27 protein-coding genes and 1 riboswitch are annotated in these 25,806 nt (G+C 66.7%); of the genes, 16 read left to right on the top strand and 11 right to left on the bottom strand.

From position 1 onward, the window contains the following. The first annotated feature begins 6 nt into the window (after nucleotides 1-6). The 3 genes from E8P82_RS01150 to E8P82_RS01145 all read left to right on the top strand — a co-directional run bounded on the left by E8P82_RS01150 (nucleotide 7) and on the right by E8P82_RS01145 (nucleotide 2,251). On the top strand, nucleotides 7-996 hold the full coding sequence (locus E8P82_RS01150; protein WP_136452652.1) for a GNAT family N-acetyltransferase: 990 nt from the start codon (nucleotides 7-9) through the stop codon (nucleotides 994-996). A 95-nt stretch (nucleotides 997-1,091) separates the two neighbouring features. Beyond that, entirely contained in the window at nucleotides 1,092-1,622 is a 531-nt protein-coding gene (locus tag E8P82_RS14960) for a hypothetical protein (protein WP_168796462.1), read from the top strand. Next, nucleotides 1,619-2,251 carry an RES family NAD+ phosphorylase gene (locus tag E8P82_RS01145; protein WP_168796461.1) on the top strand — a complete coding sequence of 211 codons (633 nt, stop codon included), beginning with the start codon at nucleotides 1,619-1,621 and terminating at the stop codon, nucleotides 2,249-2,251. Before E8P82_RS14960 ends, E8P82_RS01145 begins: the two co-directional genes overlap by 4 nt. On the opposite strand, the gene E8P82_RS01140 is transcribed toward E8P82_RS01145, so the two are convergent. After that, complete coding sequence (locus E8P82_RS01140; RefSeq protein WP_136452650.1) at nucleotides 2,176-2,829, bottom strand: hypothetical protein; 654 nt, start codon at nucleotides 2,827-2,829, stop codon at nucleotides 2,176-2,178. The genes E8P82_RS01145 and E8P82_RS01140 overlap by 76 nt on opposite strands. A gap of 247 nt (nucleotides 2,830-3,076) precedes the next feature. Between E8P82_RS01140 and E8P82_RS01135 the strand changes: the two genes are divergently transcribed. Next, nucleotides 3,077-3,829, top strand: a complete 753-nt coding sequence (locus E8P82_RS01135) for a YqjF family protein (RefSeq protein WP_246020867.1) — start codon at nucleotides 3,077-3,079, stop codon at nucleotides 3,827-3,829. A 3-nt stretch (nucleotides 3,830-3,832) separates the two neighbouring features. On the opposite strand, the gene E8P82_RS01130 is transcribed toward E8P82_RS01135, so the two are convergent. Further along, complete coding sequence (locus E8P82_RS01130) at nucleotides 3,833-4,090, bottom strand: metal-sensitive transcriptional regulator (protein ID WP_136452649.1); 258 nt, start codon at nucleotides 4,088-4,090, stop codon at nucleotides 3,833-3,835. A 122-nt stretch (nucleotides 4,091-4,212) separates the two neighbouring features. On the opposite strand from E8P82_RS01130, the gene E8P82_RS01125 reads away from it, so the two are divergent. The 3 genes from E8P82_RS01125 to E8P82_RS01115 all read left to right on the top strand — a co-directional run bounded on the left by E8P82_RS01125 (nucleotide 4,213) and on the right by E8P82_RS01115 (nucleotide 7,242). Then, nucleotides 4,213-4,869: a rhodanese-like domain-containing protein gene (locus tag E8P82_RS01125; protein WP_136452648.1), complete on the top strand. Its 657-nt coding sequence runs from the start codon at nucleotides 4,213-4,215 to the stop codon at nucleotides 4,867-4,869. After that, nucleotides 4,866-5,636, top strand: coding sequence for a sulfite exporter TauE/SafE family protein (locus tag E8P82_RS01120; RefSeq protein ID WP_136452647.1), 771 nt, complete (start codon nucleotides 4,866-4,868; stop codon nucleotides 5,634-5,636). The genes E8P82_RS01125 and E8P82_RS01120 overlap by 4 nt, the downstream gene beginning before the upstream one ends. A 196-nt stretch (nucleotides 5,637-5,832) precedes the next feature. After that, nucleotides 5,833-7,242 carry an MBL fold metallo-hydrolase gene (locus E8P82_RS01115; protein ID WP_136452646.1) on the top strand — a complete coding sequence of 470 codons (1,410 nt, stop codon included), beginning with the start codon at nucleotides 5,833-5,835 and terminating at the stop codon, nucleotides 7,240-7,242. A 147-nt stretch (nucleotides 7,243-7,389) separates the two neighbouring features. Here E8P82_RS01115 and E8P82_RS01110 read toward each other — a convergent pair whose 3' ends face one another. Further along, nucleotides 7,390-8,088 (bottom strand): SDR family oxidoreductase, encoded by a 699-nt coding sequence (locus E8P82_RS01110; RefSeq protein ID WP_136452645.1) that lies wholly within the window; start codon nucleotides 8,086-8,088, stop codon nucleotides 7,390-7,392. Between the two features lie 148 nt (nucleotides 8,089-8,236). On the opposite strand from E8P82_RS01110, the gene E8P82_RS01105 reads away from it, so the two are divergent. After that, a complete protein-coding gene (locus E8P82_RS01105; RefSeq protein ID WP_136452644.1) occupies nucleotides 8,237-9,661 on the top strand; it encodes a purine-cytosine permease family protein in 1,425 nt (474 codons plus the stop codon). Beyond that, nucleotides 9,648-10,313, top strand: coding sequence for a cyclase family protein (locus tag E8P82_RS01100; protein WP_136452643.1), 666 nt, complete (start codon nucleotides 9,648-9,650; stop codon nucleotides 10,311-10,313). Before E8P82_RS01105 ends, E8P82_RS01100 begins: the two co-directional genes overlap by 14 nt. A 33-nt stretch (nucleotides 10,314-10,346) precedes the next feature. Here the strand turns inward: E8P82_RS01100 and E8P82_RS01095 are convergent, their stop codons facing one another. The 5 genes from E8P82_RS01095 to E8P82_RS01075 all read right to left on the bottom strand — a co-directional run bounded on the left by E8P82_RS01095 (nucleotide 10,347) and on the right by E8P82_RS01075 (nucleotide 16,256). After that, nucleotides 10,347-11,210 (bottom strand): aldo/keto reductase, encoded by an 864-nt coding sequence (locus E8P82_RS01095; protein WP_136452642.1) that lies wholly within the window; start codon nucleotides 11,208-11,210, stop codon nucleotides 10,347-10,349. A 69-nt stretch (nucleotides 11,211-11,279) separates the two neighbouring features. Then, nucleotides 11,280-12,401, bottom strand: coding sequence for an alcohol dehydrogenase catalytic domain-containing protein (locus E8P82_RS01090; RefSeq protein ID WP_136452881.1), 1,122 nt, complete (start codon nucleotides 12,399-12,401; stop codon nucleotides 11,280-11,282). Between the two features lie 120 nt (nucleotides 12,402-12,521). Beyond that, on the bottom strand, nucleotides 12,522-12,836 hold the full coding sequence (locus E8P82_RS01085) for a DMT family transporter (protein ID WP_136452641.1): 315 nt from the start codon (nucleotides 12,834-12,836) through the stop codon (nucleotides 12,522-12,524). A 10-nt stretch (nucleotides 12,837-12,846) separates the two neighbouring features. After that, a riboswitch (guanidine-III (ykkC-III) riboswitch) is annotated at nucleotides 12,847-12,915 on the bottom strand. Nucleotides 12,916-13,040: 125 nt separating this feature from the next. Next, complete coding sequence (locus E8P82_RS01080) at nucleotides 13,041-14,678, bottom strand: ABC-F family ATP-binding cassette domain-containing protein (RefSeq protein WP_136452640.1); 1,638 nt, start codon at nucleotides 14,676-14,678, stop codon at nucleotides 13,041-13,043. 48 nt (nucleotides 14,679-14,726) lie between these two features. Further along, the gene (locus tag E8P82_RS01075; protein ID WP_136452639.1) at nucleotides 14,727-16,256 is read right to left on the bottom strand and encodes an MFS transporter; all 1,530 of its coding nucleotides are present in this window, start codon (nucleotides 16,254-16,256) and stop codon (nucleotides 14,727-14,729) included. A gap of 207 nt (nucleotides 16,257-16,463) precedes the next feature. Here E8P82_RS01075 and E8P82_RS01070 point away from each other — a divergent pair, with 207 nt between their 5' ends. Then, nucleotides 16,464-16,886 (top strand): ChaB family protein, encoded by a 423-nt coding sequence (locus tag E8P82_RS01070; RefSeq protein WP_136452638.1) that lies wholly within the window; start codon nucleotides 16,464-16,466, stop codon nucleotides 16,884-16,886. A gap of 182 nt (nucleotides 16,887-17,068) precedes the next feature. Further along, on the top strand, nucleotides 17,069-17,389 hold the full coding sequence (locus tag E8P82_RS01065) for a PRC-barrel domain-containing protein (RefSeq protein WP_136452637.1): 321 nt from the start codon (nucleotides 17,069-17,071) through the stop codon (nucleotides 17,387-17,389). 95 nt (nucleotides 17,390-17,484) lie between these two features. On the opposite strand, the gene E8P82_RS01060 is transcribed toward E8P82_RS01065, so the two are convergent. Next, nucleotides 17,485-17,757 (bottom strand): DUF6480 family protein, encoded by a 273-nt coding sequence (locus E8P82_RS01060; protein ID WP_136452636.1) that lies wholly within the window; start codon nucleotides 17,755-17,757, stop codon nucleotides 17,485-17,487. Nucleotides 17,758-17,926: 169 nt separating this feature from the next. Further along, a complete protein-coding gene (locus tag E8P82_RS01055; protein ID WP_136452635.1) occupies nucleotides 17,927-18,223 on the bottom strand; it encodes a hypothetical protein in 297 nt (98 codons plus the stop codon). Nucleotides 18,224-18,406: 183 nt separating this feature from the next. Between E8P82_RS01055 and E8P82_RS01050 the strand changes: the two genes are divergently transcribed. Both E8P82_RS01050 and E8P82_RS01045 read left to right on the top strand, forming a co-directional pair. Continuing rightward, nucleotides 18,407-19,018: a GNAT family N-acetyltransferase gene (locus E8P82_RS01050; protein WP_136452634.1), complete on the top strand. Its 612-nt coding sequence runs from the start codon at nucleotides 18,407-18,409 to the stop codon at nucleotides 19,016-19,018. Between the two features lie 175 nt (nucleotides 19,019-19,193). After that, on the top strand, nucleotides 19,194-21,266 hold the full coding sequence (locus E8P82_RS01045; RefSeq protein ID WP_168796460.1) for an ATP-binding protein: 2,073 nt from the start codon (nucleotides 19,194-19,196) through the stop codon (nucleotides 21,264-21,266). Between the two features lie 32 nt (nucleotides 21,267-21,298). Here E8P82_RS01045 and E8P82_RS01040 read toward each other — a convergent pair whose 3' ends face one another. After that, entirely contained in the window at nucleotides 21,299-22,363 is a 1,065-nt protein-coding gene (locus E8P82_RS01040) for an NAD-dependent epimerase/dehydratase family protein (protein ID WP_136452632.1), read from the bottom strand. Nucleotides 22,364-22,529: 166 nt separating this feature from the next. On the opposite strand from E8P82_RS01040, the gene E8P82_RS01035 reads away from it, so the two are divergent. The 3 genes from E8P82_RS01035 (at nucleotide 22,530) to E8P82_RS01025 (ending at nucleotide 25,800) form a co-directional block, all read left to right on the top strand. After that, nucleotides 22,530-23,621 (top strand): YihY/virulence factor BrkB family protein, encoded by a 1,092-nt coding sequence (locus tag E8P82_RS01035; RefSeq protein ID WP_136452631.1) that lies wholly within the window; start codon nucleotides 22,530-22,532, stop codon nucleotides 23,619-23,621. A 91-nt stretch (nucleotides 23,622-23,712) separates the two neighbouring features. Next, a complete protein-coding gene (locus tag E8P82_RS01030) occupies nucleotides 23,713-24,723 on the top strand; it encodes a glutathione S-transferase family protein (protein WP_136452630.1) in 1,011 nt (336 codons plus the stop codon). 327 nt (nucleotides 24,724-25,050) lie between these two features. After that, nucleotides 25,051-25,800 carry a M23 family metallopeptidase gene (locus tag E8P82_RS01025; protein WP_168796459.1) on the top strand — a complete coding sequence of 250 codons (750 nt, stop codon included), beginning with the start codon at nucleotides 25,051-25,053 and terminating at the stop codon, nucleotides 25,798-25,800. Nucleotides 25,801-25,806 lie beyond the last annotated feature (6 nt).

Raw genomic sequence — 25,806 nt, 5'->3', positions numbered from 1 at the left:
GCGCACATGAGGATTCGCCCGCTGGACCTTGCCGACGATCGAATCCTGGCGGCGGCGTACGACGTCGAGTCCGCAGCTAATGAACATGCACGGCCCGGGTGGATAGGCAGTGGCGCTGACGCTCGAACGCTTGGCTGGCGTGCCGACGACGGCTGGACCAACCGCCTTCTCGGCGCATGGGACGGAGGGACACTGCAGGGCCTCGCCGCATGCATGACATCCGACGACGTCCCGGACACGACCTGGATCCTGGTCTGGGTTCACCCCGATCACCAGGGTCACGGCATCGGCGCCAGTCTGGTGCAGGCCGCTGAAAGAGCCTGCTCTCCATCGACGAAGCGATTCGTCACGAGTGTCACCCGGCCGAGACAGGAGGACATCACTGATCTCGAGATACGCTTCCTCTCGCCACAGGGTTACCGCGTCGCGACGACCGAGACCGTCGTCGAACTGGATCTTGCTGCCGCGCAGTTGGCTGATGTGCCGATGGTCAAGGGCTACACCGTGTCCAGCTACGTCGACGGCATTCCGGAACGATTCCGTGAGCAGGTGGGTCAGCTCAAGGGTCTCGTGGACGCGGAGGCCCCGCACGGCGAGCTGGGGTGGGAAGAGACGGCGGTGAGCCCCGAGGAGTATGCCGGGGAGATCGACCTGAGGATCGCCCAGGGGCGGTCAAGTGTGGAGTCGATCGCCGTTGATGCCCACGGCAACGTGGTCGCCTGGACCTGCATCGTCGTGCCGGGAATCCCAGGTAAAGCTGCATGGATCGAGGGAACCCTGGTCCTCAAGGATCACCGTGGCCACGGCTTGGGCGCTGGCGTGAAACTGGCGTCCCTCCACGAGGCCCGGAGGTTGGGAGGGATCGATCGCGTCACGACCAGTAGTGACGATCAGAATGTCCGGATGCGCTCCATCAACACTGCCCTCGGCTTCCTCCCGGTGGAAGTGGAAGCCATCTTCCAGAAGGTGCGGGTCGACGACGAGCTTGGCCTGTAGCGCTACGACGGGGTGGCAGGAAAGATCTCTAATGGTTGACTGGTTGCGCTCTCGATACCTATCATCGGGTGACAGGTTGACGGGAAGGAGTGACTATGGCAGAGCGAGAAAGCGCCGGCAAGAAAATTCAGGACCAGCTCCTGGATGCCGTTCGCCTTCGGATTCAGGATCTGGACTTCGGTCTCATGGTGGACGCCGACATTAATGAGATTGCCAGACGCATGGCGTCCATCGTTCCTCGAGAGTTCTCCGGGAGCAGGCTCGCTGAGAAGACCGGACCGTTCTACGACGGGGCAGGGCTGCAGAGCTGGCTCGGTGTCTCGCGCCAGGCACTCCAAAAGCGCCGAGACGCTCACACCATCCTCGGGTGCTTCACCGAGGACCGGCAATGGCTGTACCCCGTCTGGCAATTCCGGGACGACGGTAAACTCCTGCCGGGATTGAACAGCACTCTGAAGATCCTCGCCCAGGGGACAGCGGACGGTTGGACATGGGCACTGTGGCTCCAGTCGGTGGTTCCCGGACAGCTCGACGACAAGAGCGTCATCGACTGGCTTCGTGGCGGCGGCTCCGTCGATGCCGTTCTCCAGCTCGCGAAGCACGACGCAGCAGCCTGGGCTGCATGACGCCCTACATCGACAAGCCAACGAAACCGCTCACGGGCTTTCCGTCCATCACCGTCCCACCCGACCTCCCGCTCTACCGTGCGACGAGCACCGACCACAGCCCGTGGTGGTTCGGGTCGACCGGCACGCAACGCTTCGATCTGGAACCGCCCGACGGCACCTGCTATCTGGCCGTGGATATCGAGACAGCGGTTCGTGAGCGGGGCCGCGAACGGCTACTCAACAGCGGCATGATGACCACGACGCAGATCGCGGAAATGAATGTCTACGAACTGCGGCTGCCGACGCAAGTGAGGGTCGCCGACACGACGGATCCGAAAGCAGTGCAGTTCGGAGCCAATCGGGAACTGACGACGACGGAGGACTACGCCGTGTCCTGTGCATGGGCCCAAGCCTTCCACGTTGAGGGGTACCGCGGAATGGTCTACACCTCCCGCTTCACCAGTGGTACCGAATGGACCTCACTTGCGGTATTCAACAGGACGGGAGACGCGCGGTGGCCCATCTGCGGGCAACTCTCCGGCGTCGACGCACTCCTGCAGTCGGGGCTCGGCTATATGATTGAGCGCCCACCCAGAGCTGCGCAAGCGGATATCGTGCCGCCACCGCCGCCGCTCCCGAAGACGTGACCGCCGCGCTGAGGCAACAGGTCCAGGCTTCCCTGCGCCACCGCGGCGAAGACGTCGAGGAAAGCCTGGTTGTCGGCGGCGCTGAATGTCAGGAGCGCGCTGCGCTGCGGAAGTCCGTCCTCAGGCGTCCACGCATAGCTGAGACGTTCGATCCGTTCGCTGAGTCCAGCCGCCGCCAATGCGCCGGTGCGCCAGGTGAGGGCTGCGACGGCGTCCGGGTCGTCTTTCCAGCCCGTCGCGACGGTGAGGTTCGCGTCGGGAAGCTGTTCCAGACCGGCGTCCCGGAACGATCGCTGTGCCGTGTTGACGAGTCGAGCGACCAGGGGAGCCGGGTCCGGAAGGCTCATATCGACCCAGATGCAGTCGAGCAAGACGGGGAAACGATGGTCCGGCGGACCCCACCAGAGAGCCCGGGCAAGCAGCCTGCCCTCGACCTCATGGAGCCAGCTCCATTCCAGCCGGTACTGGCGTTGGTCGAGTTCACGGCGAAAACGATCGGCATCGACGAACGCGACGGGTTCGATTTGCCGCGCGGACAGGAGCAGGTCGAGATCCTCAGGTGTCGCAGAGCGAATCACGGGCAGCCTCCGGGCGGTCAAGGTAGTCGGGCGATCTGCGGGTCCAGTGGGTCAGAGCTCGACACCGCGGCGGTGTCTCCGACGTGCTGACTCACCATGAACGACGACGCTACCTCCACCGCGTCGACCATCGGTCACAAGCGAACTGTGCCACACCACCGGTGTCTGCCCCGCTGGGTACAGTACCTATGAAGCCGGAGCAGCAGCGAGGAGCTTCCCGATAGAGCGATGACGCGGAGGCGGCCACATGAGAACCGACCAGACAGAAGTCCCCGACCGGTTCCTCGCGCCCGACCTGCCCCGCCCGGTGATCATGGACCAGCGCTGGGCGGACGCGGTCTTTTTGCACTGGCGGATCGACACCGCCGCCGTGGCACCTCACATGCCGCCCGGCGTGGTGCCGGACGAGGTGGACGGATCGTCGTGGGTGGGGCTGATCGGCTTCCGCATGGTCGGCGCCGGCGTGGGTAAGGGATTGCCCGTCCCGTACTTCGGCTCGTTCACGGAGATCAACGTGCGCCTCTACTCCCGCGGGCCCGACGGCACCCGCGGCGTCGTCTTCGTCACCCTCGATGCCTCGCGCCTCGCCGTGGTCCTCGCGGCGAGGGCCGGCGGCATCCCCTACGTCTGGTCGAGGTGCTCGCCGATACGCGCGGACGGGGAATACGGGTACGACGTCGTCCGCTTCCGCGGGCAGGCCACGTCCCGTTTCGTCGTCGAGCCTGACACGACGCGGACGGCGGAGGACGCGGTGTCCCTGGAGTTCACGGCACGCTTCGGCCTCCACAGCACCCTTGCCGGGCGGACGCTCTACATCCCCAACACCCACACGCCGTGGCCGCTGCACCCGGCGACCCTCACCGGGCTCGACGACGGACTCCTCGCCGCCGCAGGACTGGCGGTGGACGGCCCGCCCAATTCCGTGCTGTTCTCCCCGGGTGTGCAGACCCAGTTCGGGCGACCCCGTGTGGTGCCTACGGGTCGATGCTCGTATCGATGAGCCTCAGGCGAGGGTGAGGAACAGTTTCTCGAGTTCCTTCTTGTCGAGACTGGTGTCCTCGCGGACGATGCACTGTTCGAGGCCGCTGGCGATGATGGCGAACCCTGCCCGGTCTAGGGCCTTGGATACTGCTGCGAGCTGGGTGACGACGTCCTTGCAGTCCTTGCTCTCCTCCAGCATGCGGGTGACCGCGGCCAGCTGGCCCTGGGCTCGCTTGAGCCGGTTGATCACCGGGGTCAGTTCGGTCGGATCGAGTTGCACAGTGCCTCCAGGAGTCGTGGTTACCTGCCATCAGGATATACCCCCAAGGGTATTTTGACGATTTTGGGAACCATGCGGAATACTCCGGGGGGTATGCGTTTCCCGTCTTCGAAAGGCTTGTCATGAACACTCCCGCCCCTTCTTACTCTGCCTCGGACGCCGGATCTGCCTTGGCTCCTGCTGTGGCTGCGCTTGATCCTGGCACGCTGCGCATGTGGATTGCTGGCGGCGAGGACGTCGTGGTGATCGACGTGCGCTCGGCGGCGGAATTCGAGTCCCTTCATATCCGCGGTTCCTACAACGTGCCGCTGCCGTTGCTCTCGGAGCACGCCGATGAGTTCGCTGCCCGTCTGGGCGGCCGGGTGGTTTTGGCCTGCCAGTCCGGCGTCCGAGCAGAACAGGCACGCCAGCGCCTGTCCGCCTCCGGGGTAGGAGCCGCCCATGTCCTTACCGGAGGTGTGCCCGGGTTCGCGTCCGCCGGTGGTGACGTGGTCCGCGGTAAAGCCCGTTGGGACCTCGAGCGCCAGGTCCGCCTCACGGCCGGCTCCCTGGTTTTGGTCGGCCTGACCGGTGGGCGGTTCGTGTCTCCGAAGGTCCGTCTACTGGCTGGCGCTATCGGGGCCGGTCTGACGTTCTCGGCGGCGACGAACACATGTGCGATGGGGCGGGCCCTGTCGGCAATGCCCTGGAACAAGGCAGCCCAGGAGCCCACCCGCGAATCAGCGATCCGGCAGTTCCCCGCGGTGAGCGGCCGGGCGGAAGAGACACCGACGGCGTGATCGCAGCCCTGATCCTCGGGCTTGTCATCGGGCTCGTCCTCGGAGTGGTGGGCGGCGGTGGATCCATCGTCGCCGTCCCCGCTCTGGTCTACGGGGTGGGTATGAGTCCGGCAGAGGCGATTCCCACATCGCTGCTGGTCGTGGGTGCTTCCTCCCTGGCAGCACTTGTTCCGCGGATCAGGGCGGGACTGAACTGGCCGGTGATCCTCATCGTCGGCGCTGCGGGTATCCCGTCCGCGTGGGCGGGAATGGCGGTCGGCCGTCTGGTCGACCCAACCGCCCTGATGATCGCTTTTGCCGGGGTCATGATCATCGCCGGTGTCCGCATGCTCGGTCGCACCACGGAGGCCGAGGGCTCCTGCAGCACCGGGCCGGGCGGATCCTTCCGAGCATGTGCCCCGAAGGCAGTGGTAGTGGGCCTGCTGGTCGGGTTCCTCACCGGCCTCCTCGGTGTTGGCGGCGGGTTCCTGCTCACCCCTGCCCTGACGCTCTTCCTGGGGCTGGGAATGAGGCAGGCCGTTGGGTCTTCCCTGGCGATCATCGTGCTCAACTCCGCAGCCGGTTTCAGCGCCCATGCGGCGGGATTCGCGATTCATTGGCCCAGCGTCCTCGCTTTCGCCGTCCCCGCTATTCTCGGGTCTCTTGCAGCGGCCCGGTTCGCACGTCGGCTCGATGACCGCCATGTCCGCGTCTCGTTCGCCGTTCTGATCTTCGCGGTGGCCGCATGGGTGGGATCGAGCAGCGTCGCCACCTTGATCCTCGACTGACCACTGACCACTGACCACTGACCACTGCTCGCTCTTCGGTCGGACGAGTTCCCGCTCCTGTTTCGTTCAGGGGCCACAACTTGTTTTGCCGCATACCCCCCACGGTATTACGATGAGTAAAGCAAGATACCCCAGGGGGTATAAGAAGGAGCTACTTCGGAGGATTGGTCCCCCGAATCGAAGAAGGAGAGCACCGATGCTGTTCGAGCGCATTTACGACGAAGACCTTGCACAGGCCAGCTACCTCATTGGCTGCCAGGCCAACGGCACAGCGATCGTCGTCGACGGTCGACGTGATATCGCCGTCTACCAGGATCTTGCCGCGGAGCACAACATGAAGATCACGGCCGTCACCGAGACCCACATCCACGCCGACTATCTCTCCGGCACCCGCGAACTCGCGGCAGCGACCGGGGCCGAGATCTATGTCTCCGGGGAGGGTGGGGCGGACTGGCAGTATGCCTTCGAGGCGACCCGCCTCCACGACGGGGACACCATCACCCTCGGCAATATCACGATCCAGGCTGTCCATACCCCCGGACACACCCCTGAGCACCTGTCCTTCCTGGTCACCGACGGTGCGTTCAGCGACAAGCCCGGGTACCTGCTCTCGGGTGACTTCGTGTTCTCCGGCGATCTCGGCCGTCCGGATCTCCTCGATGAAGCCGCAGGTGGCGTCGATACCCGGTTCGAGGGCGCGAAACAACTGTTCAGGAGTCTGCAGGAGAGCTTCCTGACCTTGCCCGACTACGTGCAGGTGCATCCTGCACACGGTGCCGGCAGTGCCTGCGGCAAAGCCCTCGGAGCGATTCCGTCCACAACGGTCGGCTACGAGCGCCTCTACTCCTGGTGGGGTCCGTATCTTGCGGCGAACGACGAGCAGGGCTTCATCGATGAACTCCTCGACGGCCAGCCCGACGCCCACGCCTACTTCAGCCGGATGAAGCGCGAGAACCGTGATGGCCCTGTCGTCATGGGCGAGCGCGCCCCCCTGACCGAACTCGACCAGGAGAAGGTCGCCGATGATCTCGCCGCGGATGCGGTGACATTCATCGATACCCGCTCGGCGAACGAAGTCCATGCCGGGACAGTGGAGCGGTCCCTGAACATCCCAGCCAGCGCTGCGATTGCCACTTACGGCGCCTGGGTCGTGAACCCCGAGCAGGACAAGAACCCGCTCGTCCTGCTCGCCACCGGACCGGAGCAGGCCCAGGAGATCCGCGATCACCTCGTCCGCGTCGGCATCGACAACGCGGCCGGGTACGTCACCAGCATCGACGGGCTCCCTACCACGACGCCCGCCCTCGTTCAGCCGGCGGACCTACCGGACATCGATGCGGCGATGATCCTCGATGTACGCAACCGCACCGAACACACCGCGGGCCACATTCCAGGCGCCTACCAGCTCAACGGCGGCCGCATCATGTGGCACCTCGACGAACTGTCCACCGAAGGGACCATCGTCACCTACTGCCAAAGCGGACTCAGGAACTCCGTCGCCGCCAGCGCACTGCGCAGGGCCGGCTACGACGTCGTCGAACTCGACGGCAGCTACACCGCGTGGAGTGCCTGGCAGCAGTCTCGGAAGGCCGCGGCTACTGCCTGAGCGGCATCTGCCGGTCGGAAGGGCAGATTCTTCGCGAAGCTGCTACCTCCCGAGGCCCAGTGGGACGACACATTGATGATGCGTCGTCCCACTGGTGTTTCTCGGGACAACCGTCTGCTGGCCGCAGCGGCCCCGTTCTCCGGAGACTTATCCGAGGGAGATGCCCGAGGGCCGGATGGTCAGCGTCTCGATGGTCGATTCGCGTGTGGCGTCGACGGCGAGCCGCACGGCCTTGGCCACCTGGTCGGGCCGGATCCACGCCTCGGCGCTGTACTGCCTGCCCTCCCACGCGTGCAGTTCCTCCTGCATGTCGGTGGCGACCCTGCCCGGGTGGATCGAGCTGACCCGCACGCCGTACTGCCGTTCCTCCTCGCGTAGCGCGTCGGTGAAGGCCCGCAGCGCGAACTTCGTCCCGCTGTAGATAGCGGAGCTCGCGCCGGAGCTGAAGCCCGAGCCGCTGTTGATGGTGATGACCTGCCCGCCGGCAGCACGCAGCGCAGGCAGCAGCTCGCGCGTCAGGGAGGCGACGGCGAAGAGATTCACCTCGAAGCTCTCCCGCCAGGCGTCGTCGGACAGTTCCGCCACCGGACCCATGCGCAGGATTCCCGCCGAATGGATCAGGACATCGAGCCGATCGACGCCGGCGACCGCTGCCGCTACCTGGTCGGCGTCCCGCAGCTCCGCCGCGAAGGGCTCTGCCGAGGGAAGCGACGACGCCACCTCGGCGAGCGCAGCCGCATCGCGTCCCCCGAGCAGCAGATGATGGGTGGCGGCGAGTTCATCCGCGATGGCGCGCCCGATACCGCGGGAGGCGCCGGTGATCAGGGCGACGGGAATGGCAGTCATGTCGACACCCTAGCAACGCTCCGGATGCAGACCCCGGTCGGTCCGCACAGTGGGACGGGGGTTACCGTTGACAACGTCCCGCCCGCCACACAGACTCGAGAAGCAACAAACGTTTACTGACCGACAACTTGCCGGAAGCGGGACCATCATGGCGCAGGACTACGCCGGGACGACGAACCGCTCGACGTACCGTCGGCTGGCGGACCACCTCGACTCCAATTCCGATGGGTACGGACCACTCCGGGGTAGCCTCGGCACGGCCCGCATGGGCCTGATCTGGCTCGCCGCGAACCTGGTGGTCACCACGCTCCTCACCGGTACCCTCTTCGTGCCGGGTGTCAGCTGGCCCACGGCCATCGCCATGATCGTCCTCGGCACCGTGATCGGCGGCTCCGTGCTGGTCCTGGTGGGGAACATGGGCACACGGACCGGCCTGGCCACGATGTCGCTCACCAAGGGCTCGTTCGGCCTCCGCGGATCCTTCCTTCCCGTCGCAGCGAATCTCATCACGCTCATGGGTTGGAGCTGGGTGCAGGCGATGCTGGCCGGTGTCACGGTGAACTTCGTCGTCGAGGAGACCACCGGTTTCTCCAGTCCCGTCCTGTTCTCGGTGCTCTGCCAGCTGCTGGTGGTGTGCCTGGCCATCTTCGGGCATGCGGGCATCGCGCGGGTGGAGCCGTGGCTGGCCCTCGTGATCCTGATCTTCATGGCGTACATCTTCACCACCGCCTTCCTCGCCTACAGTCCCGCCGAGTTCGCGGCGATCCCGCCGGACGCCGCGTTGGGCTGGACGCCCGTCGTCGTCCTCGACGTCGTGATCGCCACCGCCATCTCCTGGACCGTGCTCTCGGCGGAGTTCAACCGACTGGCCCGCACCCAGACGGCGGGCATGATCGGCTCGGGCGTGGGGTACGTGCTGTCCACCGTGCTCGCGATGATCCTCGGGGCCACTGCCATCGGCTTCGTGGTGCTCGACGGCGGTGAGGCGGTCGCGTTCGATCCCACCGTCATCGTCGCGATCTTCGGCGCACCGCTGGCCGTTGTGATCTTCCTGTCGGTGATGGCCACCAACACGATGGTGGTCTACGGCATGGTGTCCTCCGTGGTCAACATGGTCCCCTCGCGCCGGATCACCTTTTTGCCGACCGCGATCGTGCTCGGTGCCGTGTCGATCCTCGGGGCCACCTGGCTCGGGCTGCTCGACCGGTTCGCGGCCTTCCTCACGGTGGTCGGCGCGCTGTTCATCCCGGTCTTCGCCGTCATGATCGTGGACTACTACCTGGTGCGCTCACGCCACTACGGCAGCGATATCCTCCGTGGCACGGGTGGCCGGTACTGGTTCACGGGCGGTGTCAACATCGCAGCAGTCCTGGTCTGGCTGGCCGGCGCGGGTACCTCGCTGTTCCTGACCTACATCGTGCCCAGCCCGATCGGGGCGACGATCCCCACCTTCGTCCTCTCTGCCTTGCTGTACCTGGGGTGGGCCGCAGTCACAGGGAGGATCGACCGGACAGCGCGGAGTCACATGCACCTGCTGGACGAGCCCGACGCGGCGGACCATGCGCGTCATTGATCTCTCCCAGCCGATCCACACCGGCATGCAGGTCTTCCCCGGCGATCCGGCGGTCTCGCTGACCACCGTGGCCACGGTGGTCGACGACGGCTACCAGGTGGCCTCGCTCCATGCGGGCTCCCACACCGGCACGCACCTCGACGCACCGCTCCACTCGATCGTCGACGGCGACCCGGTGGACGCCATCGACCTCGCCCGTTTGGTGGGCACGGCCCGCATCGTGGACTGCACCGGGGCGAGGGAACACGAGACCATCTCGTGGGCGACGGTCGGGGCCCGGCTGGACGGGCTCGAGGACACCGCCATGGTCCTGTTCCGGACCGGCTGGTCGGAACACTTCGGTGGGCGGCGGTATCTCGAGCATCCGGTGCTCGCGCCGGAGATCGCCATTCGCCTCCTCGAGGCGGGTATCACCGTCATGGGCGTCGACACCCTCAACCCGGATCCCACCCTCGACAACGAGGGGCACCTGCCGTTCCACGCGGGCTTCCTCGGCGCAGGCGGCGTCATCGTGGAGAATCTGACGAACCTGGTTGCGGTCACCTGGGACAGTCCGCTGGTCTCCGTGCTCCCGTTGCCCCTGGCCGGGGGCGACGGCGCACCCGGGCGCGCCGTCGCCCTGGAGCTCGGCCCGCCGTCGGCCGCCGGATAGCCGACGGACGACGCTCGGACAGGGTGTGGCGCCCTACTCCGTACGGGAGAGGACCTCGATCTCATCGGCGGAGAGTTCCAGGTCGGACGCCTGAGCCGAGTCCTGGATGCTCTCGGGCCGTGAGGCGCCGGGGATCGGGATGACGGTCGGGGCGAGCGCGAGCTCCCAGGCCAGGCACACGCGGTGCGGACTGACGCCGTGCTTGTCGGCCACCTCCTGGAAGGGTGCGAAGTTCTCGCCGAGTTCTCCTGCCTTCTTGATGCCGCCCAGTGGGCTCCAGGGCAGGAAGGCGATGCCGTTCTCGCCGCAGTAGTCCAGTTCGTCCTTGCTGGAGCGGAACGCGGGGGAGAACTGGTTCTGCACCGAGACGAGGTTGCCGCCCAGGATCTCGTTGGCCTTCCTGATCTGGTGCACGGTGGCGTTGGAGATACCCGCCATGCGGATCACGCCGTCGTCGAGCAGTTCCTTCAGCGCGCCGATGGAGTCCTCGTAGGGGACGTCCGGATCGGGCCGGTGGTACTGGTAGAGCCCGATGGCCTCCCCGCCGAGACGCTTCAGTGATGCCTTCGCGGCCTCCTTGAGGTAGTCGGGGTGCCCGTTCAGCGTCCATGAGCCGTCACCCGGGCGCTGCGCTCCACCCTTGGTCGCGACGAGGATCCCCGAGGTATCGGACCCGTACGCCGCGAGCGCCTTCGCGATGAGCGACTCGTTGTGGCCCACCTCGCCGGCATCGCGGTGATAGGAGTCAGCGGTGTCGATGAGCGTGATTCCGGCGTCGAGCGCCGCGTGGATGGTGCGGATGGAGCGGTCCTCGTTGGGCCGTCCCTCGATTGACATGGGCATTCCACCCAGGCCGACGGCGCTGACCTGGGTTCCGCCGAGTGAGCGTTGCTGCATGGCCGTTCTCCTTCGGGTTGACGTGCCGACCATCGTAAGCACCACTCGCCCTGCACCGCGAGCGTCGGATCAACCGTCCAGCGTGAAGATCCGGCGGACCACGCGACCCTCGGCGAGCGCGTCGAGGCTCTCGTTGAGGTCATCGAGTGAGCGGGTATCGGTGTGGAGCAGCTCGACGGGAAGCCGGCCCCTCCGCCACAGGTCCAGGTAGAGGGGGATGTCGCGTTCGGGAACGGCGTCGCCCATGTACGAGCCGAGGAGCCGGCGTCCCATGCCCGCGAACTGCAGTGCGGCGGTGGTGATCTCCTGGTCCGGGTGGGGCAGCCCCACGGAGACCACAGCGCCGCCGCGTGCCAGGAGCTCCAGGCCCGCCTCCATGACGCGGGCGCTCCCGACCGCTTCGATGACGACGTCGGCCCCGCCGTCGGTCGCCTGACGCACCAGCTCAGCGGCGTCCTCCGGGGCTCCGGCGTGCTGCGCGCCGCAGCTCAGCCCGAGCTCCTGCTTGGAGGCCAGGGGATCGATGGCGATCACCGTGGTCCCCGGAATCTGCGCGGCGGCCATGACCGCCATCAGCCCCACAGCGCCGAGGCCGAACACGACGACGGACTGCCCCTCGCGCACGTCGGCCGTGTTCAGTACCGCGCCGATACCGGTCAGGGCCGCGCACCCGAACATCGCGGCGACGTCGAACGGGACGTCGTCGTCGATCACCACCACCGACTCGCGCGCCACCACGGCGTACTCGGCGAAGGCGGAGACGCCGAGATGATGATTGATGCGGTCGCCCTCGACGGAGTGCAGCAGCGCCGGGCCGTGGAGGAGATCGCCGCTCCCGTTCGCTTCGGCGCCGCGATAGCACAGTGCGGGACGGCCCGCGGAGCAGGCGCGGCAGGACCCGCAGGCCGGGACGAACACGAGGACCACGCGGTCGCCCGCGCGGACATCGCTCACGCCGTCGCCCACTGTGTCCACGACGCCGGTGGCTTCGTGGCCCAGTGCCATGGGCAGCGGACGGACGCGGGAGCCGTTGACGACGGACAGGTCGGAGTGGCAGAGGCTGGCCCGTTCGATGCGCACCAGGACCTCGCCGGTGCGCGGTTCGGGCACGGGGAGTTCCTCGAGGCCGAGTGGCCTGCTGTCGGCGTAGGGCGCAGTCCTGTCCGCGGTACGGAGCACTGCGGCGCGCATCATCGGGCTCATGGCATCTCCTCGTGGTGACGTTCCGTTCCAGCCCAGTCTAGGTACGCAGGGTTCGCTTCCTCCGGTTCCGCGCCAAATGCTTCAGTACAGGGCGCACTCCCGTGAGTCTCACGACGTCAGTCTCAGCCCGACCACGCCGCCCACGATCATGGTCAGGAAGATGATCTTCAGCAGCGACGCGGGCTCTGAGCCGGTGACCATCGCATAGATAATGGTCAGGGCTGCCCCGATGCCCACCCAGACTGCGTAGGCGGTGCCGACGGGCAGGGTCCGCATGGCGTAGGCCAGCCCGGCCATGCTGGCGGCGATGGCGACGGCGAACACCAGTGTCGGCACCAGCCTGCTGAAGCCGTCGGACCTGCCGAGGGCCGTGGCCCAGACGGCTTCGAGGACACCCGAGATGATCAGGACCACCCATGCCATGACATACTCCCACGGGCCGTCTTGTCGCACACCGGGTACGGCACCCCTCGTCCGGGAGGCGGTGGACACGCGCCTCGGCCTTCATGGTGTCATGAAACGGAAAGACCGACGTCGAGTTCCACGGCGGTTGCCTGGAGTCGTTCGTCACGCGTCCACAATCGGGCACCCCGTGACAGTCTGGCCGAGGCCACGGCACTCGACCCGCTATGCAACGCTGACCCGGCCGTCCTGGACATGCCAGCGCGCGTCGAGGCGGACGTTCTCGAGCAGTCTCCGGTCGTGCGTGACGAGGAGCAGGGCGCCCGTGTAGGACTCGAGGGCGTCCTCGAGCTGCTCGATCGCCGGGAGATCCAGATGGTTGGTGGGTTCGTCCAGCACCAGCAGATTCACGCCGCGGGCCTGCAGCAGGGCCAGGCCCGCCCGGGTCCGCTCGCCCGGGGAGAGAGCGCCCACGAGGGCGCGCACCTGATCGGCCTTCAGCTCGAACTTCGCCAGTAGTGTCCGTACCTCGCCCTGCGTCAGCTCCGGCACGAGCTTCTCGAAGGCGGCACCGAGGGGCAGGGCGTCAGCGAGCTGCCCGCGCGCCTGGTCGATCTCGCCGACGGCCACGTTCGGGCCGAGCGCCGCCGCGCCGTCGTCGGGCTGCTGGTGACCGAGCAACAGGCGCAGGAGCGTCGACTTCCCGGCGCCGTTCGGGCCGGTGATCCCGATGCGCTCGCCCGCGTTGAGCTGGAGTGACACCGGGCCGAGGGTGAAGCCGCCCTGGGTGAGCGAGGCATTGTTCAGGGTTGCCACCACGGAGCTGGAGCGCGGCGCCGAACCGATGGTGAACTTGAGCTGCCACTCCTTCCGAGGCTCCTCCACCTCCTCCAGCCGGGCGATGCGCGATTCCATCTGCCGCACCTTCTGCGCCTGCTTCTCAGCCGACTCGGCGCTCGCCTTCCGGCGGAGCTTGTCATTGTCCGGGCTCTTCCTCATGGCGTTCCGCACGCCCTGCGAACTCCACTCGCGCTGCGTGCGGGCGCGTCCCACGAGGTCCTGCCGCTTCTCCGCGTACTCCTCGTAGGCCTGACGTGCATGACGGCGCGCCACGGCCCGCTCCTCCAGGAAGGCCTCGTACCCGCCGTCGTACACGGACACCTTCGCCTGCGCCAGGTCGAGTTCGACGACGGTGGTGACGCTGCGTGCCAGGAACTCGCGGTCGTGGGAGACGAGCACCACGCCGCCGCGCAGATCCTGGATGAAGGATTCCAGGCGCTCGAGTCCAGCGAGATCGAGATCGTTCGTGGGTTCGTCGAGGAGGACGACGTCGAAGCGGCTCAGTAGCAAAGCGGCCAGAGCAACGCGCGCCAGTTGCCCGCCGGACAGGGTGAGCGTCGGCGTCGACGGGCCGATCCCCCCGGCGACGTCGGCGAGGACAGCGGGCATCCGGTCCTCCAGATCCGCAGCCCCGGAGGCCATCCAGTGCTCGAGGGCCACGGCGTAGGCGTTCTCCGCCTGCTTGCCACCGCCATCGAGGGCCGCCGCAGCCTCCTCCATGGTGGTGGTGGCCACCGTCGTTCCCGTCCGGCGGCCGATGTAGGCTCCGACCGTCTCGCCGGGGCGGCGCTCGTGTTCCTGCGGCAGCCAGCCCACGAAGGCATCCGGCGGCGTGGTGGACACCGTTCCGGCAGCGGGCTGGTCCGCGCCGGCGAGCAGACGAAGGAGCGTCGTCTTGCCGGCGCCGTTGGCCCCCACGACCCCGATGACGTCCCCCGGGGCCACCGTGAGATCGAGCCCGGAGAAGAGCGTGCGGTCTGCCGGACCCCCGGAGAGATCCTTCGCCACGAGGGTTGCGGTCATGCCCCCAGTCTAGGAGACGGGTCAGTGGCCCCTATCGATCCTTCCGGCCTACGCCTCCTGGGCGGCCCGGTCCGGCGTCGACTGGGTCTTCCGATCCGCAGCCGGAGGTCCGGGTGTGGCGACCCGCCGCGGCAGAGTGAAGACCAGCACGAAGGCGACGGCAGCGAAGGCTGCGCTGACGCCCATGGCAGCCGCCGATGCGTCCGTGAAACCTGCCGCGCGGCCGGCCGCGGTGGCAAGCTCCTGGCCACCCGGCAGGGAGCCGAACAGAACGCTGCCGATGATGGCGATGCCCACCGCCGACCCGATGCGCTGGATCGCCGAGATGACGGCACTGGCCGAACCGGCGTCCTGCCGATCCACCGTGGCGACGATGAACTGCACGTTCGGTGCGATGAAGAAGCCGTTGCCGAGCCCTGCCAGCAGCAGCGGAACGGCGAACAGCCAGTTGGTCAGGTCGGCGGGTTCCGTGAGCAGCAGGATCAGCCAGGACCAACCCAGTCCCACGGTCACCAGGGCGGTTCCCAGGATCAGGACGTTACGGCCGAGCCTCAGTGCCAGGCGATTGCTCTGCGAGGAGCTGATGATGCTGCCGACGGCGAACGGAATGGCCACTGCGCCGGAGGCCAGGGCCGAGTAGCCGAGACCGGACTGCCAGAGGAGCGAGATGGTGAAGAAGATACTGGTGAAGGCAGCGAAGTAGATCATGGCGAGAATCACCCCACCCGTGAACGACTTGTGGGAGAACAGCGTCGGCGGGACCAGCGGCATGCGTCCCTGCCGCGCGGTGTGAACCTCCCACGCGCCGAATGCTGCAAGCAGCACGACCCCGCCGGCCAGGGAGAGCCAGGTCCACAGCGGCCAGCCCTCCTCCTGCCCCTGGATCAGGGGAACGAGAAGAGCCACGAAAGCAGCCGACACGAGGGCGATCCCGAAGCCGTCCAGGCCCTTGGCGGGGCGCGGCAGTGTCTTGTCGCGGGGAGGGAGCAGGACGGCGGCCGCGATGCAGGTGATGATCCCCACCGGCAGATTCACGAAGAAGACCAGACGCCAGCCGTTCTCCTCACCGAACGCTTCGATGATGAGCCCGCCGATGATCGGTCCGAGCGCCGAGGACACGCCGATGACCGCGCCCATGATCGCGAACGCGGTGCCGCGGGTTCTTCCAGGGAAGAGCAGCTGGATGAAGGCCGTCACGGCCGGTACGAAGACACCTCCGGCCAGGCCCTGGAGGACACGGAAGATCACCAGCTGCAGATCGCTCTGTGCGAATCCACAGGCGAGGCTCGCGATGGTGAAGAGGGCGACGCCGGAGAAGTAGATCCACTTGTGGCCGATCCGGTCCCCGAGCCGGCCGGCGGGTATCAGGGTCAGACCGAAGGCCAGCGCGTAGCCGGAGATGATCCAGGAGAGCATGGACTCCGAGGCGTCCAGGCTGGTGCGGATCGTCGGGAGGGCGACATTGACGATCGTCGTGTCCAGGAGCGCAATACCCATGCCCAGCAGAAGGGCTGCGAGGGCAAGCCACGTCTGGCGAGGGATGACCGGCGTGTCGGTCGTGGTCGAAACGGTGCTCATGGGAGCCTTTCACGGGTGATGAGGCAGGACAGGGCTGAAGCGGGCTCTCAGCCCGGTGCGCCCCGGTGCAGCGATGTGCAGTCCGATGGCTCTCGCGTGGCGCGCTTGCCGTCCCATAGTCTACCGAGAGTGCGCGGTGTGCTGCGCAGCCGTCGAGCGTCCGGCACCAGGGAGCGTGACGCGACGGAACAGTGGAAGGTGGGAGAGATGGCGCGGTTCACGAAGGACGGCAAGGTCAGGTCGGAGACGCTGCCGAGCACGCTGCAGCGCTCCGAGGTCAAGGCGCAGGACACCTTCGCCGCGACGCTGGACTCCGCGGAGGAGCAGTACGGCGACGGAGAGCGTGCGCACCGCACGGCCTTCGCATCCCTGAAGCACGGGTTCGAGAAGGTCGGTGATCACTGGGAACAGAAGGAGTCGAAGGGTCCCTCCGACGACCAGGCCGCCGGGGGAAAGGCGGACGCTCTTCCCACAGCCGGGGGAGTGGACGCCAACGCCTCCAAGAAGCACCTCTACGACCTCGCGAAGAAACTCGGGGTCAGCGGTCGATCGACGATGTCGAAGGGTGAGCTGGTCGATGCGCTGCAGAAGGCCAACGACCGTGAGACCAAAAAGGCCCGCGAGGGGTGACCATCACGTAGGACAGACAGTCCGTAATGGCATTCAGGTCAGCTCACCATCGAGGACGCCTTCGTCCCGATGCTTGCGGACGCCGCTGACGAGGACTGACTCCGGGCTCCGATTGCCCTCTACCGGTATCTGGGCTGAAATGGACAGCGGACCAACTTCCCCCATCCACGAAGGGACCTGCGATGGCTCAGGGCGAAATCACGAAGCTCCAATCGGCAACGGTATGGGACAGCGACGGCAAGAAACTCGGCGACGTCAATGACGTGCACCTCGAGCGGGAGACGGGTGTACCGGCGTGGATCACGGTCTCGCTCGGGTTGTTGAACTCGCGCAAGCACTATGCACCGCTGGCGAACTCCCGCTTCGAGCGCGACGAACTCCACCTCGGCTGGACCAAGAGCGAGATCGCCGATTCGCCGAAGACAGCGAGCGCAGCGGAACTCTCACCGGAGGAGGAATCGGCGCTGATCGACCACTACAGGCTGCGGGACGGCGCCGAGTAGGCGGGGTACTTCTCCCACTCACGGCTACGACGGAGCCCCTGTATCGCTGGTGCGAAACAGGGGCTCCGTCGTAGCCAAGTCGTAGCGAAGCCGAGCTACGTGAGGTTGATCAGACCGACGATATTTCCCACGATGAAGATCAGGACCAGCAGGACGATCACGGCCACGACCCCGATCCATACCGCCGTGATGCCTTTCGACTGGGTCTTGTCCTCCGTGTGACCCTGGTCCCAGGTGGTACTCGCTTCTGCCGGAGGTGTTTCGCCCGGAGGGACACCTCCGCCCGGCTCCAGCCCGGTGATGTTGTTCTCCTCGGGATCGGGGTGACCTGCGTCCGAGTCCGACGGATCAGGGTGCCGTTCAGTCATGATGTCCTCCACGTGGTGCGTCGGGTGATTCCACCCCAGCGTACTCCGGAGAACATCAGTCTGCTTAGCGATTTTCGGTGAGGCCGACCCTCTTCATTCAGCGCTACTGGTTCGTACTGCGCTACTGGCCGAGCCCCGCGGTGTTCCCGCCGGCTGGGCCGAATCGCGCTCAACCTGCGCTGCGACCGCCGTCGCCCGTGATCTCTTCGCCCCCGGTGGCCAGGGTCAGTTCCTCCTGCTCACGCGGGGTCCAGGACATCGTGATGTTCACGCCGTCAGCCGTCTCGCCGACATTGAGATGGAGGTCCTCACCCAGCAATGCCTCATCGTGGACCGGGTCTCCTGCTTCCCGGGCCAGGTCGGTGAGGCGGCAGATGGCAACAGCCATGGCGCGCCCCCAGTCCTGCGGATGCCTGCTCGTGGACTCCTCGGTCACGGTGAACTTCTTGTCGGCCATCGTCATCATCTCCCCTGTCGTCCGTGAAGAACCCTCTACCACTTCGTTCCGGGTGTGAGCAAGCTTATCAGCGTAGGAGGGTGCCGTGCCGGATCTCGTCCGCGCTGCAAATTTTTGGGGGTGGCAGAGATTACTGTCACTCACGCCATGGTCTAGCAGCAGGCTCTGGCGCCGGACCAGCATTGGATACTCATGACAGAACCCGTGATCGTCCTCGACACCGCCACAGCGGACGTTCAGGCTGATCAAGAACTGACCCCCGCCCACCTCGAGAACACCAGTCCTGCGACCGTGCCTCCCACGAGGCGGGAGCGCGAAGCGCAGTGGCTCGCATGTGCTGTTCGAGCCGAGGATCTCACCGCGATGTCGCTGGCGGACCTGAGGATCATGGCAACCAGGATGTTCCGTCTGCTCGATACCGATGATCCGCCGATCAAGGCCCATGAGCGGTACCTGGCAGCCGTCGAGGAGATCGAAGCCAGGGTCCGTCGCGAGCCGGAGGTCGATGATGGCCGTGACCGTACGGTCTTCAAGGACTCTGCCTTCACGTCGCGATTCGAGTTGTACCTCGATGGGTATCTGACCACGTACCTCAGATACCTCATTGTCGGAGGTCAGCTCACCCTGCGCTCCCTCGTGGAGAAGCCAGGCTTCGAGGACAAAGGATTCGATCGTCTCCTGGTACGCCATGCGCTGCTCAACGCCCACAGGCGTCGACTCAGCGTGGTTGCAGCCTGCCCTGAAGCGCAGACCTTCCTGGAGCAGAACCCGCAGTACAGGACGCTGGCCCGCATCCCGGGCTGAATGCGGCGCAGCAGAGGGTACGCCGGGTCGCTCGACCAGCCGAAGGGGTGCTGGTGAGCACAGGCGGGCAAAGTCAGCACGTATGATGTGTGGCACAGCTGCCAGGTCTCAGGTTGCTGTGCGCACGCAGGGTCCAGCAGCGGTGCGCAGCTGATTCTTCTGAATGGGTAGTGGCATGGACATGGGGTGGGTTCAGGCAGTCGCGCGCGGACTGACGATGCTGTCGTCCCCGGCTGTTCATCTTCTGTTCGCCATCCTCCTCGCGGCGGCAGCGCTTCTCGGGCGCACCATCACCTTCGAGTCCTCGGAGCTCGCCCTCGTCTGGCCCGCAGCAGCCATCCACTTCCTCTGGGGACTCTGGAGCCTGAGATCCCGGCGCGACGTCGCCGTCGTGCTCATCGCAGCGATCCCCGTGCTGGCAACGGTCACCCTGGTCACCGGCCTCAGCCCCGCACTGGCTACCGGTGTGGTTCTCGGAAGCACGGTCCAGACAGTCATTGCGTCATACCTCGTCCGGCGACTGGTTCCCCGGCCCGGCATCCGAACGGTGGGGGACTATCTCCGACTCGGAGCGGTGGCACTGATCGCCTGTTCCGTCGGCGCCCTCGTCATCGTCGGTGGCAGCGCGCTGGATGGCTCCGACTCCCCCTTCTCCGTCTTCGTGCCCTGGCTCGTCCGCCACGCGGTGTCCCTCACCGCTGTCGGTTCGCTCGGCATCATCCTCGCCGGAGGCATCAGGAACCGGGCGGCCGGGAGGGAGCGCGCGTATCCCAACAGTGCCGGACCCAACGAGGCTGCAGCTCTGGCGGGAGTCTCCCTGCTCCTGTACACGGTGACCTTCGGGGCGACCTCCGGGCTGCCGGTCGCTTTTATCGTCATTCCGGTCCACATGTGGGCGGGCCTTCGCCTGCGGTCCGGGTGGGCAATGGTGCACGGACTCGCCTGTGGCGGTTTTCTCATCCTCTTCACCGTGGTGGGTCGAGGACCGTTCCAGGAGCTCGGCGAGGGCGTTGCCACCTACGCAGCGCAGTCCTTCATGTTCATCGCCTTCTCGCTCTCCGCGGTCCTGGCCCTGAGCATGGACGAGCGCCGGCACCTGATCGCGGGCCTGTACCGCGCCAACGCCGAGGCGGAGGCCTCGGCCGACCTCCGGGATCTCGTGATCAGCCGGATGAACGACGGCGTTCTGGTCGCCGGTCCCGATCGGCGCCTGATCTTCCAGAACGAGACGAGTGCCCGTTGGCTCGGATCCGGGGCTGCCCAGCCCGGTGAACCCTGGCAGCGCGATTACGAGATCACCACTGCGGACGGTGAGCCGCTCGCCGATGCGGAGAATCCGCTGAATCTCGCGCTGCAGGGGATCGCCACCGAACGCATGGACCTCGACCTCATCCATCCGGACGGGCAGGTGCTCCATCTGTCCGTGGATGCCATGCCGCTACCCGGCGAACGCGGCGCCGTCGTCGTCACCCGCAACATGACCGACGAGCGCGTATACCAGCGCGATCTGGGCCGCTTCGCCTCTGTAGTGGCCCACGACCTCATGACGCCGCTCACCGTGTTCGACGGGTGGCTCGAGATGCTCGAGGACCCGGATCTTTCGCCCGCTGAACGGCAATCGAGTGTCGGACGGCTTCAGCAGGCCAGCCTGCGCATGAGGACCCTGATCCGCAACCTCCTCGTGTACAGCCTGGCCAAGGAGGAGCGGCTCTCCCCGGCCGACCTCGACGTGACCGACGCCGTCCAGGGCATCATCGAACTGAGGAGTGCACTGCGCGGAGCCACCGTGCCTCCGGTCCGATTCACCGTCCTGACCCACCATCCGGTCCACGCCGATGAACGGATGTTCCTGCAGCTCATGGAGAATCTCGTGGGCAATGCCCTGAAGTACGGACGCACCGACGGGACGGCGGAGGTGACCATCGCGACGTCGGTCGACGCGGACACCGGCAGGACACTCGTGTCCGTCCGGGACAACGGTATCGGCATTCCCGAGGCGGACCTCGATCGGGTCTTCGACGAGTTCCACCGCTCCGAGAACGGCCTGACACGGGCGTCGGGTACGGGCCTCGGGCTGGCCATCTGCCGACGCATCGCGGAGAGCCATGGCGGGTGGATCGCCGTGCGGAACGTTCCCGGCGGCGGGGCGGAGTTCACGGTCAGCCTGCCGGCGTGCCAGGATCAGATGCCCGGAAGTGCCCGGCGCGAAGGCGTAGCGGCTTCCTCGATGGCCTCTGCGCAGACGTGACCCCCTGCTGACGATCTGTCGCGCGAGGAGGCCTACCCCCTGCCTCGCGGGTAGAGCTTCGGCGAGCCGGTGTGACCTTCTCCCGAGCGCAGACCGGCGATCACAGCGGTCATGGCATCGCGCGATGTCCGGCGAGCCTCCCAGCCCAGGTCGGCCCGTGCACGGGAGGTATCCATGACCGGGCACTGCGCCGCCATGTCGATCCAGCCCGGGTCGGTGCGCTGCAGCCCGAGTCCCCAGCTTCCCCCGACGATCCAGCGCAGGACGCGGACCGGCATGGAGATGACACGACGCGCGCCGAGCAGATCGGCAACGCGCGCAGGTGTCAGCTCGGGCTCGGCCGCGATGTTGAAGGCGCCCGAGGCGCGCTGCGCCACGACCCTCCAGTACGCGTCGGCGACATCCTCCGCGTGGACTGCCTGGAAGACGAAGGCGTCCGGGATCGGCACGAGGGGCAGCGGTACTGCACCCAGCACGATCTTCGGGACGAGCGGACCCAGGAAGTAGCGGCCAATCTCGCTGCCGGCCTGCTCCTGGAAGATCAGGCCCGGCCGGAGCCGTGCCACCGGGATGTGCGGATGGTCCTGTTCGAAGGCATCGAGCAGAGCCTCCTGCTCGGCCTTGTGCCGGCTGTAGTGGGAGGAGTCGATACCACCGGCCGGCCAGGACTCGTCCCTGCGGGTGTGCTTGGCGGAAGGGGAGTACGCGCCGACCGACGACGCGCAGACGACGTGCTGCACTCCCGCCGCCGCTGCTGCCCGCAGCACGTTCGCGGTTCCCGTGACGTTCGTCCGGTGCATGAATCCCTCGTCGCGGTTCGGCTGGATGGCCCACGCGAGGTGAACGACGGCGTCGACCCCGGTGAGCGCAGCGGTCAGGGCGTCCACGCTGTCCTCGGAGCCGATGTCGATGGCGTGCCAGTCGACGCCGTCGTACGGCTCCAGTGACGTGTCGGGAACGGTCCGGGCGATTCCCGCGATGGAGAGGGTGCCGTCCTCGGACCCGGAGACCTGCTCCTGGTCGCGCACGGCCTGGTGGAGACGGCTGAGGACGGCGGTGCCGACATTTCCGGTGGCACCGGTGACCATGATGCGCATGACTGACTCCTGGGTCTGGTGATTGCAGCCGGGTTCCACGACTGCGGCGACCCGGGCGCGTCGGAGCGCGACTGGACCGCTCAGTAAGCTTATGGTGCAGTTGACGGTGACGCACAGCCGCAATGGACACCGGGGGCCGGGTCCATGGCTTGACAGGGAGATATCCATGAGTAGTAGCAGCAGGGTGCGTACCGCACCGAAGAGCGAGGCGGCCAAGAGGGCGCAGACCGCTGTGCATCCGGAGGATTCGCGGAAGCCGGACAGCCTGAACGAGGTCAGGAAGCCGGCCTGGGGATACGTGTTCAAGCGCACTGTCAGCGAGTTCAGCAAGGACCAGTGCACCGACCTCGCGGCCGGGCTCACCTACTACGCCGTCCTCTCGATCTTCCCCGGCATCCTGGCCCTGCTCTCCGTTCTCGGGCTCTTCGGACAGGCGCAGGCCACCACGAATCAGGTGCTCGAGATCCTCGGGGAGTTCGCACCGGAAGAAGCACTCGAGACGATCAGGCCGACCATTCTCAGCCTGGCCTCCAACCAGGCGGCCGGGCTCACCTTCGTGATCGGTCTCGTGGGCGCCCTCTGGAGTGCATCGGGGTATGTCACCGCGTTCTCCCGGGCCACGAATCGGGTGTACGAGGTGGAGGAGGGCCGCAGCTTCTTCAAGCTGCGTCCGCAGATGCTGCTCATCACCCTGATCGTCCTCGTCCTGGTCGTCATCATGGGCCTGCTCCTCGTGCTCTCCGGTCCGGTCGCCCAGGCCGTCGGCGATGCGATCGGGCTCGGCAGTACCGCCGTGACCGTGTGGAACATCGCGAAGTGGCCGGTCATGGTCGCCTTCGCGGTCGCCATGATCGCCGTCCTCTTCTACGGCACGCCGAACATCCAGCAGCCGAAGTTCCGCTGGATGAGCCTGGGCGGATTCATCGCGCTGATCGTCCTGGCGATCACCACGGCCGGATTCTCCATCTATGTCGCCAACTTCGGTAACTACAACGCCACCTACGGTGCGGTTGCCGGCGTGATCGTCCTGCTCCTGTGGCTCTGGCTCGCCAATCTCTCACTCCTCTTCGGCGTGGAGTTCGACGCCGAGATGGAGCGCGGCCGGCAACTGCAGGCAGGAATCGAGGCCGAGGACACCATCCAGCTCCCCCCGCGGGACTTCTCCGCCGCGGAGAAGAAGCACGAGAAGTACCTGAAGATCGTCAACGAGGGGCGCGAGCTGCGCCTGGACTCGGAGCGCGAGTCACGCAAGTCCTGACGAAGCGGCGATGAAATGCTGATACAGGAGGAGCTCCACTGCCGTGCAGTGGAGCTCCTCCTGTATCAGCCGGACATTCTAGACTTGCACCATGACCAACACCGAGCAGAGCGACACATCGACGCACAGCACCAAGGGATCCTATGTGACCGACGGGAAGGAGTTCACGCGGGACACCCAGTACATCGAGACGAGGATCACGCGCGACGGCGCCGACGGCTACCCGGTGGAGGCCGGCCGGTACCGGCTCATCGCAGCACGAGCATGCCCCTGGGCCAATCGCTCGATCATCGTACGGCGGCTCCTCGGCCTCGAGGACGCGATCTCGCTGGGCACCCCGGGCCCCACGCACGACAAGCGCTCATGGACCTTCGATCTCGATCCGGACGGGCGGGATCCCGTGCTCGGGATCGAACGACTGCAGGAGGCGTTCTTCAAGCGCGACCCCGACTACCCACGCGGAATCACCGTTCCCGCCATCGTGGACACCACCACCGGTGCTGTCGTCACGAACAATTTCCCCCAGATCACGCTCGACTTCTCCACGGAGTGGAAGGACTTCCACCGCGACGGTGCCCCCGATCTCCTCCCGGAGCACCTTCGCGAGGAGATCGACACCGTCAACAAGCGTGTCTTCACGGAGGTCAACAACGGGGTGTACCGCTGTGGCTTCGCGGGTTCCCAGGAGGCCTACGACGCCGCCTACGACAGGCTCTTCACGGCTCTGGACTGGCTCGAGGAGCGCCTGACCACGCAGCGGTACCTCGTCGGGGAGACCATCACAGAGGCCGACGTCCGCCTCTTCACCACCCTGGTGCGGTTCGATCCCGTGTACCACGGCCACTTCAAGTGCAACCGCAACAAGCTGACGGAGATGCCCGCACTCTGGGGCTACGCACGTGACCTGTTCCAGACCCCGGGATTCGGCGACACCGTCGACTTCGAGCAGATCAAACAGCACTACTACATCGTCCACGAGGACATCAATCCCACCGGCATCGTGCCGAAGGGACCCGACCTCTCCGGGTGGACCACCGAGCACGGGCGGGAAGCACTGGGCGGAAAGCCCTTCGGCGACGGGACCCCACCGGAGGCCCCCTGATCCAACAGCTCGGACCTGCTTCGGGGCGGGTGTCAGAGCACGGCTTTTTTTCCTGACCTGGTGCGCGACGTCGGCGTGGATCGGAAGCAGGTCTCCTTCATGGGGTACTGGCGGACGGGTCGCAGCGAACCGTCCTGAGCTTTCGCGACAGGTTGTCCACAGGCGTGGTGCACGCGTTGTGGCCCCGGTTCTCCTTCCCTACAGTGACGACGGAAACAGCTGCGACGAGAACCGCAGCGACGAGACGTCGGCTGGAGGTGGCGGATGGCCGGGACGACAGGGTCAGGACGGCATCGTGCCGCCGGTTCCCCTGCGGAGAAGGACAGTGTGATCACCCGACGAGCCGGGCATGGGCAGCGCGTCGTCCGCCTCATCGGGTCGTCGCGCAGCAGGGCCATGGAGGTCGGTATCGGTATCGCGTCCGTAGGGATCCTGATCATCGCCCACGGGCCGGACAGCACCGCGCCATCACCCGCCATGGTGACCACCTCCAGGACCGCCCACCCCGATTCCCCCGATCGTGCAGTGGCGGTGACGGCTGCGGATGCGGACGCGGCGTTCTCCCTGCACCCTGCAGGGCCGCCGGTCCACGTCGGCCCCCCGGTACGCGCCGCCGTCGAGGCGCTACCTGGTGCCACGGGGTCCGTGGAGTCCCTGGCGCCCCCGGAGATCATGAGCGACTCCCACAGTGCCTTCGACGTACCCGTCGAGCGTGCGGTCCTCGCCTCATCCTTCGGGTACCGCATCAACCCGGTGACCGGGGTGGGTCTGGAATTCCACCCGGGCCTGGATTACGCCTGCGGATGCGGTGCCGCTGTCACCGCCGTCGAGCCGGGCACGGTGATGGAGTCCGGCTGGCATGCGTACGGCGGAGGTCTGCGCGTCGTGATCGATCACGGGGGCGGACTGGCAACGACCTACAACCATCTCGGTGTGCTGGAGGTTCCGGCGGGTGCATTGATCGGTCGGGGCGAGCTGGTCGGCAGGGTCGGCAGTTCGGGCAACTCCACCGGGTGCCATCTCCACTTCGAGGTGCTGCTCGACGGGGATAAGGTCGATCCGGCACCGTGGTTCTGATCGCAC

Origin of the sequence: Arthrobacter echini, assembly GCF_004803505.1 — a bacterium.
Taxonomy (GTDB): Bacteria; Actinomycetota; Actinomycetes; order Actinomycetales; family Micrococcaceae; genus Arthrobacter_D; species Arthrobacter_D echini.
The sequence above is the reverse complement of the archived record's forward strand: the minus strand, read 5'-3'. Positions and strand labels throughout refer to the sequence as shown.